The sequence below is a fragment of the Chryseobacterium shigense genome (assembly GCF_014207845.1).
GTDB lineage: Bacteria > Bacteroidota > Bacteroidia > Flavobacteriales > Weeksellaceae > Chryseobacterium > Chryseobacterium shigense_A.
Map to the genome: position 1 here is coordinate 35,710 of NZ_JACHLC010000004.1, position 18,483 is coordinate 54,192.

At 36.7% G+C, this 18,483-nt stretch carries 21 protein-coding genes; 14 read left to right on the forward strand and 7 right to left on the reverse strand.

The annotated features are described in order from the left end of the window. Nucleotides 1-85: 85 nt before the first annotated feature. The gene (locus HNP36_RS15020; protein ID WP_184165325.1) at nt 86-649 is read right to left on the reverse strand and encodes a hypothetical protein; all 564 of its coding nucleotides are present in this window, start codon (nt 647-649) and stop codon (nt 86-88) included. 21 nt (nt 650-670) lie between these two features. After that, a complete protein-coding gene (locus HNP36_RS15025) occupies nt 671-1,039 on the reverse strand; it encodes a nuclear transport factor 2 family protein (RefSeq protein ID WP_184165328.1) in 369 nt (122 codons plus the stop codon). A gap of 93 nt (nt 1,040-1,132) precedes the next feature. Here HNP36_RS15025 and HNP36_RS15030 point away from each other — a divergent pair, with 93 nt between their 5' ends. Both HNP36_RS15030 and lnt read left to right on the forward strand, forming a co-directional pair. After that, nucleotides 1,133-1,474 carry a winged helix-turn-helix transcriptional regulator gene (locus tag HNP36_RS15030; RefSeq protein ID WP_184165331.1) on the forward strand — a complete coding sequence of 114 codons (342 nt, stop codon included), beginning with the start codon at nt 1,133-1,135 and terminating at the stop codon, nt 1,472-1,474. Between the two features lie 70 nt (nt 1,475-1,544). Then, entirely contained in the window at nt 1,545-3,179 is a 1,635-nt protein-coding gene (gene lnt, locus HNP36_RS15035; RefSeq protein WP_184165334.1) for an apolipoprotein N-acyltransferase, read from the forward strand. A 212-nt stretch (nt 3,180-3,391) separates the two neighbouring features. On the opposite strand, the gene HNP36_RS15040 is transcribed toward lnt, so the two are convergent. Then, nucleotides 3,392-3,691, reverse strand: coding sequence for a hypothetical protein (locus HNP36_RS15040; protein ID WP_184429282.1), 300 nt, complete (start codon nt 3,689-3,691; stop codon nt 3,392-3,394). Between the two features lie 268 nt (nt 3,692-3,959). On the opposite strand from HNP36_RS15040, the gene rpmB reads away from it, so the two are divergent. The 6 genes from rpmB (at nt 3,960) to HNP36_RS15070 (ending at nt 6,416) form a co-directional block, all read left to right on the forward strand. Beyond that, a complete protein-coding gene (gene rpmB / locus HNP36_RS15045) occupies nt 3,960-4,202 on the forward strand; it encodes a 50S ribosomal protein L28 (RefSeq protein ID WP_002976757.1) in 243 nt (80 codons plus the stop codon). A gap of 6 nt (nt 4,203-4,208) precedes the next feature. Next, nucleotides 4,209-4,391, forward strand: coding sequence for a 50S ribosomal protein L33 (rpmG, locus tag HNP36_RS15050; protein ID WP_027379950.1), 183 nt, complete (start codon nt 4,209-4,211; stop codon nt 4,389-4,391). 20 nt (nt 4,392-4,411) lie between these two features. Further along, a complete protein-coding gene (locus HNP36_RS15055; protein WP_073175385.1) occupies nt 4,412-4,564 on the forward strand; it encodes a DUF4295 domain-containing protein in 153 nt (50 codons plus the stop codon). 99 nt (nt 4,565-4,663) lie between these two features. After that, complete coding sequence (locus HNP36_RS15060; protein ID WP_184165342.1) at nt 4,664-5,131, forward strand: RidA family protein; 468 nt, start codon at nt 4,664-4,666, stop codon at nt 5,129-5,131. Nucleotides 5,132-5,140: 9 nt separating this feature from the next. Further along, nucleotides 5,141-6,094: a signal recognition particle-docking protein FtsY gene (gene ftsY / locus HNP36_RS15065; protein WP_184165346.1), complete on the forward strand. Its 954-nt coding sequence runs from the start codon at nt 5,141-5,143 to the stop codon at nt 6,092-6,094. Between the two features lie 67 nt (nt 6,095-6,161). Next, nucleotides 6,162-6,416, forward strand: coding sequence for a GlsB/YeaQ/YmgE family stress response membrane protein (locus HNP36_RS15070; protein ID WP_184165349.1), 255 nt, complete (start codon nt 6,162-6,164; stop codon nt 6,414-6,416). A 71-nt stretch (nt 6,417-6,487) separates the two neighbouring features. Here the strand turns inward: HNP36_RS15070 and sppA are convergent, their stop codons facing one another. Further along, complete coding sequence (gene sppA, locus HNP36_RS15075; RefSeq protein WP_184165352.1) at nt 6,488-8,242, reverse strand: signal peptide peptidase SppA; 1,755 nt, start codon at nt 8,240-8,242, stop codon at nt 6,488-6,490. A 20-nt stretch (nt 8,243-8,262) separates the two neighbouring features. Here sppA and folK point away from each other — a divergent pair, with 20 nt between their 5' ends. The 5 genes from folK to fmt all read left to right on the forward strand — a co-directional run bounded on the left by folK (nt 8,263) and on the right by fmt (nt 14,762). Then, a complete protein-coding gene (gene folK, locus HNP36_RS15080) occupies nt 8,263-8,679 on the forward strand; it encodes a 2-amino-4-hydroxy-6-hydroxymethyldihydropteridine diphosphokinase (RefSeq protein WP_184165355.1) in 417 nt (138 codons plus the stop codon). 21 nt (nt 8,680-8,700) lie between these two features. After that, nucleotides 8,701-10,194 (forward strand): OmpA family protein, encoded by a 1,494-nt coding sequence (locus HNP36_RS15085; protein ID WP_184165358.1) that lies wholly within the window; start codon nt 8,701-8,703, stop codon nt 10,192-10,194. 31 nt (nt 10,195-10,225) lie between these two features. Continuing rightward, the gene (locus HNP36_RS15090) at nt 10,226-11,671 is read left to right on the forward strand and encodes an OmpA family protein (protein ID WP_184165361.1); all 1,446 of its coding nucleotides are present in this window, start codon (nt 10,226-10,228) and stop codon (nt 11,669-11,671) included. Nucleotides 11,672-11,748: 77 nt separating this feature from the next. Then, nucleotides 11,749-13,662 (forward strand): ATP-dependent DNA helicase RecQ, encoded by a 1,914-nt coding sequence (locus HNP36_RS15095; RefSeq protein WP_184165364.1) that lies wholly within the window; start codon nt 11,749-11,751, stop codon nt 13,660-13,662. A gap of 155 nt (nt 13,663-13,817) precedes the next feature. Continuing rightward, nucleotides 13,818-14,762 carry a methionyl-tRNA formyltransferase gene (fmt, locus tag HNP36_RS15100; RefSeq protein ID WP_184165367.1) on the forward strand — a complete coding sequence of 315 codons (945 nt, stop codon included), beginning with the start codon at nt 13,818-13,820 and terminating at the stop codon, nt 14,760-14,762. 151 nt (nt 14,763-14,913) lie between these two features. On the opposite strand, the gene HNP36_RS15105 is transcribed toward fmt, so the two are convergent. The 3 genes from HNP36_RS15105 to HNP36_RS15115 form a co-directional block, all read right to left on the reverse strand. Further along, entirely contained in the window at nt 14,914-15,495 is a 582-nt protein-coding gene (locus tag HNP36_RS15105) for a Crp/Fnr family transcriptional regulator (RefSeq protein ID WP_184165370.1), read from the reverse strand. A gap of 107 nt (nt 15,496-15,602) precedes the next feature. Continuing rightward, nucleotides 15,603-16,724: a 3,4-dihydroxy-2-butanone-4-phosphate synthase gene (ribB, locus tag HNP36_RS15110; RefSeq protein WP_184165373.1), complete on the reverse strand. Its 1,122-nt coding sequence runs from the start codon at nt 16,722-16,724 to the stop codon at nt 15,603-15,605. A gap of 67 nt (nt 16,725-16,791) precedes the next feature. Continuing rightward, the gene (locus HNP36_RS15115) at nt 16,792-17,796 is read right to left on the reverse strand and encodes an LLM class flavin-dependent oxidoreductase (protein WP_184165376.1); all 1,005 of its coding nucleotides are present in this window, start codon (nt 17,794-17,796) and stop codon (nt 16,792-16,794) included. Nucleotides 17,797-17,964: 168 nt separating this feature from the next. Between HNP36_RS15115 and HNP36_RS15120 the strand changes: the two genes are divergently transcribed. Further along, complete coding sequence (locus HNP36_RS15120; RefSeq protein ID WP_184165379.1) at nt 17,965-18,474, forward strand: hypothetical protein; 510 nt, start codon at nt 17,965-17,967, stop codon at nt 18,472-18,474. Nucleotides 18,475-18,483 lie beyond the last annotated feature (9 nt).

An 18,483-nucleotide genomic window follows, 5' to 3' on the forward strand; every position in this document is an offset into this window, starting at 1 on the left:
ATTGTTAAATTAATTTAAAGCAGTATAAAAAATCACAGAGCATAAAAAGAGAGCCGGTCCGGCTCTCTTTGTTATTCAATCATTGCTATTTTCTTATCATTGGAATCTGTAGATTCGTTGGCCGGTTTTCCTCTGTATCAAAGCCTCTCCCGTCAATATTTCTTGCTCCCCAGAACATCATGTCATTAAAAATATAAATAAGGTCATATTCCTTAAAAACCTGTCCTTCAGCCAAACCGAAAGGGAGAAACTTTTTCTTTAAAATATTTTGAGGCTTATTCACTTCCCAGTTTTCAAAATCATCTTTAGCCAAATTGTTGAGAAGATCTGCAAATCCCTGGTGCAAAGGAGTTACTTCATAAGCTTCATCCGCAGTAAAATCTACTTTTTGCGCATCTTTTGCAATAGGATGAGCCCCCTTCCATTCCGTATGTCCTTTAATGAACATTTTAGCCAAAGGAATTTCACCAAACGAGTCTGCATAATTGATAATCTCCAGCTCAAACCGGTCTTCCGGAAGAAAAGCAAATGATCTTTTTAAATAAAACGGTTTCAAAGTCCCGTTCTCATTCTTTAAAGAACTCGGACGAATTTCAACAGCAATACTCTCCCAATTCCCTAAAGAATTCTGTTTTACCTGTTCCAACATATTATTTTATTTTTAAATGAATTATATCGGAAACATTACATTGCCATTAGCTGAATCTTCAGCTTTTACTTCTTCCTGCATCACATCCCAGTGCTCCGTTATCCTGCCTTCGCTTACCTTAAAGATATCTACCGCGATCATATTTTTACCATTCCAGTTTTCATAACGGCCATGTATCATCACAACTCCATTACTTTCTGTAACTGTTCCGGGAGTATACCTGAAGTTTTCCGGCAAGGAAGGAACAAATTGTTTTAAAACTTCAGTTCCATTGGGAATTCCTGGATTATGCTGAATATAATTATCCGAGAAATATGTATCAAACGCTGAAATATCCCGGTTAACAAATACATCTGTAATTGCCTTTAATACCAATTCTTTATTGTTCATATTTTGTTGTTTTTATAGATACGAAGTTATTATATTTGTTAAAATAAATAATACTAGTCTCATTAATTAGTTATAGTATATTTTTTTAGACCAATGGAAAATAAAAGAAAAAATAAAGATTTCAATCCTAATAATTGTCCGGTCACTCATTTCTACAACAAAGTAGGAGGAAAATGGAAAACGGTGATTATGTACGGAATAAGCATGAATGTCAACCGCTTTAGCCTTCTTCAGAAAGCAATTCCCATGATCAGCAAGCAAATGCTTGTTAACCAGCTGAGAGAAATGGAAGAAGACAATATTATTGAAAGAATAATTTATGCCGAAATTCCGCCAAGAGTGGAATACAAACTTACGGAATACGGAAAAACCTTTATGCCCGTACTTATGACCATCCAGGATTGGGGGCTCAAAGATATGACTCTGAAAAATTAATGTTTTAATAATTCCGTTTGACTTTGAGGTTCTTTTTACAAACCCTACTTTTGCATTATATTTTATTTCAATGAAATACATCTTACTTACGCTTATTTCAGCGATGCTGCTGTCTGTTTCGTGGCCCACTTACGGAGTTCCGTTCTTTATATTTTTCGCCCTTGTTCCGCTTCTGATGATGGAACACGGAATCTCTAAATTTTCTTCCTACAAAAGAAAAAGCTGGATGGTTTTCGGACTCTCCTATCTTTGTTTTGTGATTTGGAATATCGTAACTACAGGATGGTTGTACGGTTCCAGAAACCCGGACGGAAGCCATTCCATGATGGCAGTAATATTTCCTGTCCTTGTCAATTCCTTTTTATATTCCCTTGTTTTTCAATGCTATCACTGGTATAAAAATGCACAGGGAACCTATTGGGGACTAGGATTTCTGATCGCCATCTGGATGAGCTTTGAGAAATTCCACCTGAACTGGGAACTGACCTGGCCGTGGCTGAACTTAGGAAATGTATTCTCAGAGTATCCAAAACTGATTCAGTGGTATGACACGCTGGGAGCAACCGGCGGAAGTTTCTGGATTCTTTCGATCAATGTTTTGATTTTCTACACCTTAAGAACCTGGGAAGCGGGAAGAAAAAGAAAGGACCTGATCAGGAATTCATCAATTGTTGCCGCTTTAATCATTCTTCCGATGATCATTTCACTAGTTAAATACAATAATTTTGATGAAAAACCTTCCGGACAGGTTAATGTTTTAATGCTGCAGCCGGACCTTGATCCCTATGCTGAAAAGTACTCAAAGGACAGCCTTACCATTGAAAATGATCTTTTAGCCTTAGCCGAAAGTAATTCAAAAGGAAAAATAGATTACTATATTGCCCCGGAAACAGCTCTTCCGGGAAGAGGTTCGATTTCGGAGACGGCTTTTGAAAAGAGCCTGCTTTTAAACAATGTCAAAGGGTTTTTATCCAAGCATCCGGGAGCCGTTTTTGCAACCGGGATCTCTTCTCACCGTTTTTACAAAGCCCAGGAAAATATCCCGAAAGAAGCCTATCAGCTCAATCCTGAACTTTGGGTTGAAAGTTTCAACACATCCATTCAGATCGCACCACAGCAAAAAATCCAGGTATATCACAAAGGAAAGCTGGTTCCGGGTGTTGAAATATTCCCTTACATGAATGTTTTAAAGCCGCTTTTAGGTGATGCAATGCTGAATCTGGGCGGAACTGTCGCTTCTTTAGGGACCGATAAAGAAAGAAAAGCTTTTGCAAATCCTTACAACAAAGGCAGACTGGCCCCTATCATATGCTACGAAAGCATCTACGGGGAATTTACAACAGACTATGTAAAGAAAGGAGCCAATTTCTTAGGCATCATGACGAACGACTCATGGTGGGGCGTCACAGAAGGACATAAGCAGCTTTTATCCTATGCAAAACTAAGAGCCATTGAAACCAGAAGAGAAATTGCACGTGCTGCCAACAGCGGCATATCTGCACATATCAATGCAAAAGGGGAAATAGAAGCCGATACATTCTATGGTGATAAAACAACATTATTTGCCAAAGTAAATCTTTATGAAACAATGACGTTCTATACAAGAGCCGGCGACCTGCTTTCAAGATTTTCTATTTTTGCGTTGGGCTTTTTATTATTCTATTTTTTAATTGAAAAGCTCAGGAACAGAGCTAAAAAGGCATAATCTGTTTAACAGAAATACCAATAATTATTTATACAAATAGGCACAACCAATATCCAAGCGGTAAAAATTCCCCTCCCATGGAGGGGTGGCGAAAATTCAAAGAATTTTTGACGGGGTGGTTCAAAAATAATTCTCATTTAAATAAAAATTCACCATAAAACAGAAAAGCCAGCTGGACGCATGGCTTTTCTTACTAATAGAACTATTCAATTTTATTTAATCATAAGTTTCTGAGCGGTTATTTTGTTTTTAGTTTTCAGTTTAATAAATAAGTTCCTTTCGGAAGATGTGACATAGTAATCAGCAAGACCCTCATTATTAAAATCTATGAATTTTATATCTCCCAAATAGGTCGCATTATTTCCCAAATTTGCATAAGGCACCAGAGATGCCCCGTTGATTATTATATCCTGCTTTCCGTCACCATCCATATCAGATGCCCCGTAATAAAAATTCTTCATACCTGTCTGAACTTCAGTATAGTTTTGAGCTATAAGTGCGACCGGAAGCATTAGTAAAAAAATACAGATCTTTTTTATATTATTTTTATTTAGATTAATTAAAAACAAAGATAAAACATTCGAATTTTGTTTTATGGGAAAGTTTACATGAAATATATCAGCCACTTGGCTTAAGGCTATACCACCATTTCTTTTATATTAAAATTCATGATTATTAATCAGCCAGTTATTTGTAAATATTTTCTAAAAGATTTGTCTATCTAAAAAATTCTTCGTTATTTTGCACTCTCAAATATTATACAAATAAGAACATCGAGATATGTCAAGAATTTGCCAAATAACAGGAAAGCGTGCAATGGTTGGTAACAACGTTTCTCACGCTAATAACAAAACGAAGCGTCGTTTTGAAATTAACTTATTAGAGAAGAAGTTTTACCTTCCGGAGCAAGATAAGCACGTAACACTGAAAGTATCAGCTCATGGATTGAGAGTGATTAACAAGATTGGAATCGAGGAAGCTATTGAAAGAGCTACTAGAAACGGATTGATTAAAAAGAATTAATACATCATGGCAAAAAAAGGAAACAGAGTTCAAGTAATTCTTGAATGTACAGAGCACAAAGAAAGCGGTATGCCAGGAATGTCAAGATACATTTCTACTAAAAATAAAAAGAACACTACAGAGAGATTGGAATTGAAAAAATACAATCCTGTTCTTAAGAAAGTTACAGTTCACAAAGAAATCAAGTAATTTATAAAATATAATTTACCATGGCAAAGAAAGTAGTAGCAACCCTACAAAGCGGTCAGTCAAAAAAAATGACTAAAGTTGTGAAAATGATTAAGTCATCTAAATCAGGTGCTTACGTTTTCGAAGAAAAAGTAATGAATGCAGACGAAGTAGACGGTTATTTGAAGAAATAATCTCCGCTTTATTTACAATATAAAAAACTACTCATATTTTGGGTAGTTTTTTTGTTATCTTTGTTCACCAGATTATTAATCAACTAAATATACAACCCTATGAAAAAGATTCTTATTCTGGTTTTCACAGAAATTTTTCTATTTTCATTCGGTCAGAAAAAGATGAGCAATGTAGAATATAAAAACTCCGCAGAAGTTTTTACCATTAAAGGACTTTCGCAATCAACAAGCATTGACTGCGGGACTTCCAGAATGATCCTCTTATCCGGACAGGTTCCACTGGATACCACCGGAAATCTTGTAGGAAACAATGTGGAAGAGCAAACCCGGCAGGTTTTTAAAAACATTGAATATATCCTGAAAGAATATGGAGCTACAGGGAAAGATATTGTAAAGCTGGGAATTTTTATTACCGATATTTCCAAAACACCGGACTTTAGAAAAATCCGTGATCAGTATATCAACCTACAAAACCCTCCTGTGAGCAGCCTTGTGGAAGTAAGCCGTCTTTTCCGAGATGATGTGCTTATAGAAGTAGAAGCTACGGCAGTTATAAAAAACAAATAAGAATAAACTATGAGTTGGTTTAAAAATATTTTCAAAAAAGAAGAAAAAGAAACTTTAGACAAAGGTCTGGAAAAATCCAGCCAGGGTTTCTTTGAAAAAATGACGAAGGCCGTAGTCGGTAAAAGCAAAGTAGATGATGAAGTTCTGGATAACCTTGAGGAAATACTTATTGCATCTGACGTAGGCGCCTCCACAACCATCAAAATCATAGAAAGGATAGAAGAACGTGTCGCCCGCGATAAGTATGTAAATGTAAGCGAACTTGACAATATTCTCCGTGAAGAAATCTCAGGATTACTTCTTGAAAACCCACATGCCGGAACAGGAAACATTGATGCCTCAAAAAAACCTTACGTTATTATGGTGGTTGGCGTGAATGGTGTTGGGAAAACAACTACCATCGGAAAGCTTTCCCACCAATTTAAATCCGAAGGTAAAAAGGTTGTTCTGGGAGCAGCAGATACCTTCAGAGCGGCAGCAGTGGACCAATTAACGATCTGGAGCCAAAGAGTGGGTGTTCCTATCGTTAAGCAGGAAATGGGTTCAGATCCGGCTTCTGTGGCTTTCGATACCGTACAGAGTGCCGTTGCACAGGATGCGGATGTAGTTATTATTGACACTGCGGGAAGACTTCACAATAAGATTAACCTTATGAATGAACTTTCCAAGATCAAAAGGGTAATGCAGAAAGTAATTCCTGATGCTCCCCATGAGATTCTATTGGTTCTTGACGGATCTACAGGACAGAATGCATTTGAACAGGCCAAACAGTTTACAGCAGCCACAGAAGTGAATGCACTGGCAGTAACCAAGCTGGACGGAACTGCCAAAGGCGGTGTAGTTATAGGAATATCAGATCAGTTCCAGATTCCGGTAAAATATATAGGAGTAGGCGAAAAAATGCAGGACCTCCAATTGTTCAATGGTACAGAATTTGTAGATTCTTTTTTCAAGAAGAGATGATTTTTATCATATTTATCTCTAAATTAGTACAACAAATTTTATACAAATAACAAAAAAATTTAGGACTATGGGAATTTTAACTTGGATCATATTTGGTCTTATCGCAGGTGCAATTGCAAAACTTATTATGCCGGGAACACAAGGAGGAGGATGGCTGATGACAATTATCTTAGGTATTGTTGGAGCTTTCGTTGGAGGATTTATCGGTAGTCTTATCGGTTGGGGATCGGTTGAGAGCTTTGATTTTAAAAGCATGCTATTAGCTGTAGGAGGAGCATTAGTTGTTCTCTGGATCTACGGAATGGCCACAAAGAAAGGCTAAAATAAGCAGATAAAAAATAAAATCCCGGAACTGAAATTCAGCTCCGGGATTTTTTGTACAATATAATATAGTTAGTTGATTTTAACCTGATAAGGCATTTCCATTTTCACTTCAGACTGCAGTTTCTCGTTGGTAATCTGCTGAAGGATTTCATAATTTGCTTTTCCTATCTTGTTTTTAATAACCCTTGCAGAGATGTCTTCTTCATTAAGATCCTTGAAAATCTGTTCAAACGGAGACATTCTTTTAGGATAAGAAGATACCTGATAAGATTTCAGCCCTGCTTTTTGTGCAGCGAAATTCACAGCATCATTCAATGTTCCAAGCTCATCTACAAGCCCTATTTTTTTAGCACGGACACCGCTCCATACTCTTCCACCTCCTACACTGTCAATCTGCTCGAAAGTCTGCTTTCTGTTTTGAGTAACAAAATGTACAAATCTTTTATAAGTTCCCTCTACGCTTCTGGTAATCAGGTTTACTCCGTAAGGGGTAACACCATTTAAAGGTGAATAATATTGAGAATTGGCATTGGTAGCAACAATATCTGAACGAATTCCATTTTTGTTGGCTATATCTTTATAATAAGGTATCACACCGAAAACCCCGATAGATCCTGTTAACGTATTCGGTTCTGAATATATTTTATCGGCAGCCATAGCAATATAATATCCACCTGAAGCTGCGTAATCTCCAAAAGAAACAACTAAAGGTTTTTTCTTTTTCAACTGCTGTAATTCAAACAAAATTTCATCCGAAGCATTGGCACTTCCGCCCGGAGAATTGATTCTGAAGACAACAGCTTTTACTTTATCATCATTCTGAAGATCCTTGATATATTTCACATATTTTTCAGAATAGATTTCATTATAACCGTCACCATTATTAATTCCTCCGGAAGCATATAATACGGCTATTTTTTCTCCGGATTTATCTTCATCTGAATAAGAACTGATATAACCGGCTAAAGATACTTTATTCAATTTTTCCTTTTCTTTAAGACTAAGTTTAGTCTTTATCATCTGTTCATACTCTGTTTTCTGGATTAATTTGTCGGCAAGCTTATGCTTTAAACTTAATTCAGGAATCATTCCGTATAGGCTGTCAACAACCATTCTAAACTGTGCGGTATCAATTTTTCTTGAAACAGCCATTTTAGTGGATGTATTTTTCCAGATATCATTCAAAAGAGTACTCAGCTGCTCTTTATTTTCCGGTGAAATATCATTTCTTAGAAAAGGTTCAACCGCTGATTTGAATTTCCCGTGTCTTATTACTTCTATACCAATTCCATATTTATCAGCAAAATCTTTAAAGAATGTAACTTCTGTAGCAAGACCTTTCAATTCTATCATTCCTGACGGATTAAGATAATACTGATCTGCAACAGACCCTAAATAATAAGAAGCCTGCGAAACGGCATTTCCATAGGCATATACAAATTTTCCACTCTTTTTGAAATCTTCGATAGCACTTCTGATATCATCAATCTGGGTTATTCCCGCATGAAGATCATCAGCTTCAATACTTATACCTTTAATATGATCATCTGTTTTAGCTTTTTTAATAGCTTCCAGCACATCATAGAGCATAACGCTTTTATTTTTGTCCCCGATATTGAATATCCCCGCCTCTTCTTCAGTAGGGCTGTCTATTATATTAGTTTTTAAGTTAATCGTAAGAACGGAATTATTTTTCACTACTACAGATTTGTCATTTCCCATGGAACTGAACACAAGCATCATAATGAAAAAGACGAAAAATAAGGCGCATAATAGGACAATTGCCACTATATTTGCCAAGACGTTTTTAAAGAAACTTCTCATAAATCAATCAATTTTCCAATATGTCGCAGCATAAGGTAGTTTTGTTACTCGGAAGTAACCTGGGAGATCAAAAAAAAAATCTGGAACTGGCTTTACAGAGAATCAGTGAAGGCGGTAATCACATTTCACAAATAAGCGAATTTTTAATAACCGAACCCGTAGAATTTGTCAGTTCCAATATTTTTTGTAATATTGCATCATCAATATTCACGCATCTATCGCCTATTCAATTGCTTGATTTTATTAAAAGTATAGAAGTTGAGATGGGAAGAACCAAGGATTCATCAGCGTCCGGCGAGTATAATGATAGAATAATAGATATTGATATCATTAAATATGATGATCTGAAATTCAGATCAGAAAAATTGGAGATACCCCATCATAAACATTTATTCGAAAGGGAATTTTCTAAAATATTATTGAAAGATTTTATCTAAAATAAAACATAAAAAACATATATGAAATTAGGTTTATTATTATTGGCCACACTACCTATCGCGGCTTATGCCCAGGATAGTACCACAGTAAACTCGTCTAATGAGTACCCTAATACCTTTTCTTCAGGTTCTGCTAATGTACAGCGTTTCGACAACAAAGCCAGACGTTTTAATGACTGGGCTATTTCCGTTGGTGGAGGAGCTGCTTTCATGGTGCACTCTGATCTTAGATCTATTTATGACAAAAAGGTAAACTGGGGGTATAATGCTTACGTAAGCATTGACAAGCAAATCACGCATACATTTGGATTAAGCCTTATCTATCAGAGAGGTGAAACCAAACAGAAAGCAATGTTAGATGGGGCAGCAGGCGCTGCAGCGGGTGTAGCAACAGCAACTACCAAATTTGACCAGCTTGCTTTAATGGGAGATATCAACTTCTCTAACCTATTAAGAAGAGTTGATAACCATTCTCCCTACAGATGGGCATTACATGGATATGCAGGTATCGGAATTCAGAAATTCAATACTTCTCTGCATGACGCAAATGAATTCAGATGGAGCGACAGCCCAAAAAGAGTTCCTTTGTTCATTGATCAGAAATTTGATATCGGTTCAATCTACTATCAATTTGGTGTTGGATTAAAATATAAAGTATCCAGACTTATCGACATCGAGGCAAGAACAATGTACCTTGTAAGTGGTGATGATGAATTCGATGGAGGCGGATGGGCTGAAGCTAACGACTATGACCCTGCAACTCCAGGCTCAAAGTATAATATGATCAGTGATTCAAGATCTGATAATGCATTGGCTGTGACTTTAGGGGTTTCTTTCAAATTAGGAAACAAATTATCTCACCTAGCATGGCATGACCCACTTCAGGAAGCATATTACAGAACAAGCGTTTTAGAAAATACCGCTACAGATCTTGTTGTATGCGAAAAAGGTGATGCAGATAATGATGGCGTATGTGATGACTGGGACAGACAGCTTGATACTCCTGCAGGAGCAAGAGTAGATGGTGCCGGTGTAGCTTTAGATATGGATCTTGACGGTGTGATAGATTTATACGATAAGTGTGTAACAGTTCCCGGACCTGTTGAAAACAACGGTTGCCCTACGACTCCTGTTGCCCCGGTAGACCAAATAGGAGATATCAATAAAGATTTTGAAGGTATCGAATTTGAATTGAACAGTGATAAAATCAGACCTAAATCTTTTGATAAACTAAATCACGCAGCTGATGTTATCAAAGGACTGAATTCTAATGATAAATTCCTAGTAATCGGTGCAACTGATGCCAGAGGTTCTGCAGAATACAATTTGAAATTATCTCAGAGAAGAGCTGATGCTGTTGTAAAATATCTTAACAGTAAAGGAGTTTCTGCAGGTATGCTTACCGCTGAAGGAAGAGGAAAAACAGATCTGAAATATCCAGAATGTGATCCTGCAACTAAATGTACTGAAGACAAAAATGAAGCAAACAGAAGAGTTTACTTCCAAGCAAAATAAAATCATTTAATTAACTAAATAAAAATACACTATGAAATTAAGTTTAGCAATTGTAGCATTAGCAATGGCAATCCCAGCCGCAAGCTATGCGCAAGACTCAACAGCAGTTTCAAATGGAGAATACCCGAATACATTTTCTTCTGGTTCTGCCAATGTTTCTCCGTTTACTAATCAGTCAAAAAGATTTAATGACTGGTCTATTTCAGCCGGTGCAGGTGTACCATTGGTACAAGCAGCTGATTTAACTTCTATCAAGAATGGTAACGGTAAAAACCTTTTCGGATACTCTGCTTATGTAAGTATTGATAAAGCGATCACTCATGCGTTCGGTTTAAAATTACAATACGACAGAGGTGAAACAAGACAAGGATGGTTCAATACTAAAGATGCTGCTCCAGATGCAAAAGCTGTAGGTGCAAGAACTCAGTATGATGCGATCTCTTTACTAGGAGATATCAACTTCTCTAACCTATTGAGAAGAGTTGATAACCACTCTCCTTTCAGATGGGCACTTCACGGTTATGCAGGTATCGGTACTATTGCATACAGAGCTTATCAAAAAGACATTACAGGACAAAGACTGGCTACAGAAGTTAAACCTTTCAAACTAGGTTCAATGTTTATGCAGGCTGGTACTGGTTTAAAATACAAAATCAACAGAAGACTTGATATTGAAGGTAGATTAATGTATGTAGTAACCGGTGATGATGAGTTTGACGGTGGAGGTGAAAAATACAGTACTATCAACAAGCGTGAAGAGCAGGTATCTGATAATTTCTTCAATGCAACTTTAGGTCTTACCTTAAAATTAGGAAAACACGAATCTCACCTAATGTGGCACGACCCACTTCAGGAAATCTATTACAAGCTTGATGTTTTGGCTAACAAAAACCAGGATATTGAAGTATGTAAAAAAGGTGATGCTGATAACGATGGAGTTTGTGACGATTGGGACAGACAGCTTGATACTCCTGCTGGTGCAAGAGTGGATGGTGCTGGTGTTGCTCTTGATACTGACCTTGACGGTGTAATCGACCTTTACGATAAGTGTGTAACTGTTCCTGGACCGGTTGAAAACAACGGTTGTCCTACAACAGCACCTGTAACTACAGGACCTGTAACAGATGACACAAGAACTTTAGAAGGAATTGAGTTTGATTTAAATTCTGACAGAATTTTACCTTCAAACACTCCAATCCTTAACAATGCTGTTTCTTACATCAACTCTTCAAACGGTGCATATAACGTAATTGGAGCTACAGATACAAGAGCTTCTGATGCTTATAACCAAAAACTATCTGAAAGAAGAGCTAATAGCGTTAAAAACTATTTGGTTAAAAATGGAGTACAATCTTCTAAGTTAAATGCAATCGGTAAAGGTGAAAAAGACCTTAAATACCCTGAGTGCGAACCTGCTACTAAATGTCCTGAATGGAAAAACAGAGCAAACAGAAGAGTATATTTCGAAGCTAAATAATAAACTTTTTAGTAAATATATCAAAGCCGTGCCATGCACGGCTTTTTTTGTTGTAATACTTTTATTACTTTTACCTTATGATTTCTCAGCAGGATTTTCAAAAACTAAAATATGATACCCTCAAATACTTTTGGGGTTATGATACTTTCAGAGATTCTCAGGAAGCAGTTATAGATTCTGTTATTAATGAAAATGACAGTCTTGTTCTTCTGCCTACCGGTGCAGGAAAATCACTCTGCTACCAACTTCCGGCCTTATTGAAGGAAGGTACCTGCCTTGTCATTTCCCCCCTTCTTGCACTCATGAAAGATCAGGTGAGCCAGCTTAAACACCGGGGCATTGAAGCAGAATATCTGTCTTCCGAACTTGATGAATATGATGCCGAAGCTATTTATGACCGCTCTAAAGACGGTATTACCAAGCTTTTATATGTATCTCCGGAAAGACTCACAAATACTCAATTTCTTCAGAATATTGAAGAGATACAGCTGTCATTTATTGCTGTAGATGAAGCCCATTGTATTTCAGAGTGGGGCCAGGATTTCCGCCCGAGCTATCAGAATATCAAAGAATTCAGAAAGAATCATCCTAAAATTCCATGTCTTGCTTTAACCGCTACCGCAACTCCAAAAGTACTGGAAGAGATTAAAAATAAACTGGAACTTAAAAAGCCGTTTGTTTTTCAGAAAAGCTTTAAAAGAGAAAATATCAGGATCTTTATGGATGAAGTCTCTGATAAATTTCAACGTGTATTTGATATTTTAAAGCACAATAATGACTCCGGAATTGTCTATGTAAGAACCCGGAAAGATGCAGAAATGCTGGCAGAATTCCTTATAAAAAACCAGGTAAAAAACGTAGATTATTTTCATGCCGGCTTAACCACGAAAGAAAAAAATGCAAAACAGGCTCTCTGGAATAAAAGTGATCACCATGTCCTGATTTCAACCAATGCTTTCGGTATGGGGATAGACAAGGATAATGTCCGCTTTGTAATTCATTTCTCCCCGGCACCATCATTGGAAAACTATTATCAGGAGATCGGGAGAGCAGGAAGAGACGGTAAAGACAGCTTTGCATTCCTTCTCTGGAACAAACAGGAACTGCTCAATTTTGATGAAATTTTAAAAAATCAGACTCCTAATAAAGATGAATTTCTAAAAATCATTACTTATCTCTACTCTATTTTTCAGGTAGCAGAATATGAGCTGCCGGAAAAAGTTTTCCAGCTGAACATTCAGGGAATTCAGAATTTCACCAGACTGTCAAAAGCAAAGATCAGTAATGTTCTCAATTTCCTGCATAATCAGGAGATCATCTATCATAATGATAACAAAAGCCTGTCTTCACTGGAACTTCTCTTCAATGCTGAAGAAATAATAGATCAGCTTCCACAGAAAGATGCTTATTTCATAGAGCTTCTGCTTCGTACGGTCTCAGGAATTACCACACATAAGGTAATGTTCAGTGAACAGCAGGTCAGCAATAAAATCGGAGTAGGTATTCCACTGATTAAAGAACGGCTTAAAGAGCTTCAACAGAAAAATTATCTGGAATATGTAGACGGAGCCCTGTCAAGCATCAAATTTCTGAAACCTCGTGATGAAAGGGTAATCAGTGGAGAATACTGGAAACTTTTTGAACATATTCAAAAAAATAAAATACAGAAGTGGGAAGAGATTAAGTTTTTTATAGAAAATAGTGATTACTGTAAAATGAAACTAATACTTGCTTATTTTGGAGAAAAAAACACAAAAAACTGTGGACAATGTTCAGTTTGTGAAAAAAACAAGCAATCTATTTTCGGAAAAAATATTTCCCAGCAGATCATTAATTTATTGGCAAAAAAGCCTTCTACCATTGAAGACCTTTCTGTTCAGCTTAACTACCATTCTAAAAACAATATTTTAGAAAACCTGATTTTCCTGTTAGATTCAGGAAAAGTAAAAATGCTGAATTTCAGAACGTATGCATTAAGTGATTCACAGTAAATATTTTTGTAAATGAAAATTTTGCTTTGCAGTGAATAGGAATTATTTTTAGAATCAAAAGCCAAGATTTGACACTTTTTTATTACAGTTAATAATTCTGAACCATCAACTGATAACCCGCACCCCGAAACTCAAAAAACCCTTATCTTTGCCCTATGAAATCATTGAAAGTTGTTTTTTTAGGAACTCCGGAATTTGCGAAAACTTCTTTGGAGGCAATCCATCAGTCAAATCATGAAGTTGTAGGTGTTGTAACTGTGGCGGATAAAGCCAGCGGGCGTGGTCAGAAAGTCAACCAGTCACCGGTAAAAGTTTATGCTTCAAAAAATAATATCCCCGTTTTTCAGCCAGAAAAATTGAGAAATCCTGAATTTTTGGAAGAACTTAGAAGACTTAATGCTGATGTTTTTGTAGTGGTTGCTTTCAGAATGATGCCGAAAGTTCTTTTTGAAATGCCTGCAATGGGGACTTTCAATCTTCATGCTTCACTGCTTCCTGATTACAGAGGAGCAGCCCCTATTAATTATGCTGTTATCAATGGTGAAGAAAGAACAGGTGCAACTACATTCTTTATTAATGAAAAAATAGATGAGGGAAATATTCTTCTCCAGGAAGAGCTTGAAATTTTACCGGACGAAAACGCAGGAAGTTTACACGACAGATTAATGGTAATGGGCTCAAAACTGGTTGTAAAAACACTTGACGGTCTGGCAGAAAATTCCATTACTGAAAAACCTCAGCCTGATGTGGATCATCCTAAAAATGCCTACAAGATATTTAAAGAAGATACCAGAATTAACTGGAAAGCCCCGTCAAAAAAAATTCACCAGTTTATCCTTGGAATGTCACCGTATCCTGCTGCTTTTACAACTATAAAAATTGGTGAAGAAGAAAAAGGATTAAAAATATTCGCAGGAAAATTTGAAATTACAGATCATGGAAAAACTTCCGGAATTCTGGATATTTCCAAGAATGAATTCAAGATTTATACAGAAGATGGGATTTATTTTCCACAGGAACTTCAGCTTGAAGGGAAAAAGAGAATGACTGTAAAGGACTTTCTGAATGGTTTCAGGAACTTTGATGAGATAAGTTTGTGATTGGGGATGCGAGGTACGGGATGCGGGGTTAATGAGTTCCGGGTTGCCAATCTTATAGAAAATAGTAAATGTCTGATGTCTGATATCTGAAATCCAGCATCTAAAATATTGGTTCTTGGTTCTAAAAACTTTACCATTGACTTCCACCATCTCAGCTCTTGTTCACAATTTTCCGGCGGATCCTGCTGATAAATTCAGGGGTAACACCCAGATAAGCGGCAATCTGGATATTGGTAAGGCGGTGAGCCGTTTTGGGATATTCCTTCAAAAAATCCTGGTAACGTTCGTCGGAAGGTTTGCTTAAATTATCAATAATTCTACGTTGCAGAGCAATGATTGACATCTGAAACTTTAACCTCATCAGTCTTTCAATTTCCGGAATTTCCTGATAGAGCCTCTCTTTATCTTCCTTCGAAATCAAAAGAATTTCACTGTCTTCAATAGCCTGGATATTGAGCTGGGATGGAATTTTATTGATGAAACTGTCAATATCCGAGATCCACCAGTTTTCTATTCCAAAATATAAAATCTGCTCATCGGCATTTTTGTCTGTCCGGAAAACTTTAAGACATCCGTTCAGTACAAATCCTTCAGCCTCACAGATGTCTCCTTCTTTTAAAAGAAACTCTTTTTTCTTTATTTTCTCAATTTTAAAAGCACTGCTGTATTTTTCAAGCTTTTCATCTGAAATCTCAATATATTCTCTGATGTGTCTTTTTAAAGATTCTGTCATGGCTTAAAAATAAAAAAAGGTTTAGAAAAATCCTAAACCTTTATATTGAATTTATTTTAGTTTTCGTTCTCTGAAAATTGACAGCGAAGTTAATTCACAATTTACTTTTACAGCTGAACCAGCTCCGTAACCTCTACATCATATCCGCCAACCTGTGGCTTTATGTTAGGGTTTTGCGTGATTACCTTGAATTTATTGATGCCCAGGTTTTTCAGGATCTGAGTTCCGATACCGTAATCTCTGTAATTGTATGCCAGCGTAGGATGCTGCTCCTGCCCGTCCTGATAGTTCAGGAACTGCTGAAGTTTTCTCAGTGTGTTTTCAGAATTGGAAACGTTATTGATGAAAATTACAGCTCCTTTTCCGGCTTCATTGATCATGTTGGTTACTTTTTCCAGCAAAGGTTTTTCACCGTTGTTAAGTCTTGTCAATACATCAAAATAAGAATCTGAAGACTGAACTCTTACCAAAACAGGCTCGTCAACCGTCCATGAACCTTTTGTCAGTGCAAAATGGATCTGTTCATTGGATGTTTCCCTGAATGCGAAGAAATCAAAATCACCGTAAGCCGTTTTCACTTTTCTTTCTTCCAGTCTTTCAATAAGGTTTCCTTTTTTAAGCTGATAATGGATCAGATCTTCAATGGAAACAATTTTCATATCATGTTTCTGAGCAAAAGCGTGAAGTTCCGGTAAACGTGACATGGTTCCGTCATCATTCATGATTTCACAGATTACTCCTCCTTCTTTTAATCCTGCAAGGCTTGTAAGATCAATGGCAGCTTCGGTATGCCCCGCTCTTTTCAATACTCCTCCTTTTCTTGCACGAAGCGGGAAAATATGACCCGGTCTCATGAAATCTGTCGGCTTGGATTTTTCATCCATTAAAGCAAGAATTGTTTTGGCTCTGTCACCGGCAGAAATCCCTGTGGAAGTTCCGTTACCAAGAAGGTCTACAGAAACGGTAAAAGCTGTTTCTTTAGGATCGCTGCTTCTGCTTACCATTACTTCAAGGCCAAGCTCATCGCATCTTTTTTCCGGAAGTGGCATACAGATCAGCCCTCTTCCGTGGAATGCCATAAAGTTGATAATTTCCGGCGTTGTCAGTTCCGCAGCACAAAGAAAATCACCTTCGTTTTCTCTGTCTTCATCATCCACTACTATGATTATTTTACCATTTTTAAGGTCTTCGATGGCCTCTGGAATAGTATTCAATTTAATATCAGACATGTTTACTTTTTATTTGTGCAAAGATACTTATAAAAATAGGCATCTGCCAATTAATGTGAAGGGTTTGTTAGGCTTTGGATAAAGAGTTGGCTGCGTCTCTGAAAATCTCATAAGACCTAAGCCTCTTTTGATGATCGTAGATATGTGAATTGATAATTAATTCATCAACATTGAATTTTTCCTGAAAATTTTTCAGCTTTTCTTCAATTTCTGCCTGATTTCCTATTAATGTGTATTTCAGTTTCTGAAGCACCATCGTTTTTTCCATTGGCGACCAGATATCATCCATATCATCTACAGGTGGAGCAAAAGGCTTTCTGTCATTTCTTATGATATTGATGAACGCCTGGAATAAAGTGGTGGAAATTTTATGAGCCTCTTCCGAAGTTTCTGCTGCTATTCCATTGATGCATGCCATTATGTAAGGTTTATCCAGCTGTTCCGAAGGCTGAAAATTCTCCCTGTAAATGTTGAATGCCATTTCCATCTGCTCGGGAGCAAAATGTCCTGCAAAAGCATACGGAAGTCCTAATTCTGCAGCCAGCCAAGCACTGTCTGTGCTTGATCCCAGAATGTAAAGCGGAATATCCAACCCTTCACCGGGAATGGCACGAACTAAGGCATCTGAATTATCTTTGGAAAAATATCTTTGAAGTTCTAAGATCTGTCTCGGAAACTGTTGATTGATGATCGATGGATTTCTCCCCAAAGCCTGAGCAGTAAGCCCATCAGTTCCGGGAGCTCTTCCCAGGCCAAGATCTATTCTTCCCGGAAAAAGGGATTCCAGTGTTCCGAACTGTTCGGCAATGATTAATGAACTGTGGTTGGGAAGCATGATTCCGCCGGAGCCTACTCTAATTGTTTTTGTTCCGTTGGCAATAAAACCAATCAGAACTGAGGTTGCAGAGCTTGCAATACTTTCCATATTGTGATGTTCGGCAAGCCAGAATCTTTTATAATTTAAATTTTCAGTGTGGTTTGCCAAAGACAAACTGTCCTGAAAGGTATCATGAATGCTTTTCCCCTGCTTTACGGGAGCAAGATCAAGCACCGATATTTCAAAATTTTTCATAAGGTTAAATTTTAGGTCTGAAAAAACCAAACAAATTTAACCCTTATAAATTGCATTAGTTACTTTTTGTAATTGATAGGATGGATCAGATAGTTCAGGGAAAAACTATTGGAAATTGAGTTTGTGTTACTTACTTTTGCTTATAGACTATTTTAACATAACTGATGTATGAAAAAAATATTATTAATTTTTACAATTTTAATTTTTGGAAGTAAACTGATTTCTCAAGAACATAAAAACATTCCAACCAAATTTCCAACTGATTATGGTATTTTTACCTTCCCAATCGGCTCAAAGGTAACTCTTGAACTTAAAGAAACTAAAGAAGGTACATACGAATACCGTGTCTTGAATATGGAAACCTATAAAGAATATTACCCCTTAAGTAAGGAGAAAAATATTTTTTCAAAGAGTATAAAAGAAAATACTATTGAAATATTTTTTACAGGAGCTTATTATAATGAAGGGAAAGAAGATAAAGATTGGAAATCTCTCTTATCTTTAAAAAGTAATGTAAAAGTTCCATTAAATTATAAGGCTGATATAAAATATTATTTTAAAAATGAATTTGAAAATACTTCCATATCAGGGGTTTTCCCCGAAGCAAAAATAAATGAAATCTGGAGTCATAAAATTGACTTTATCACTTTATATGACTTTAAAAAATTGAACAAATAAAATTACTCC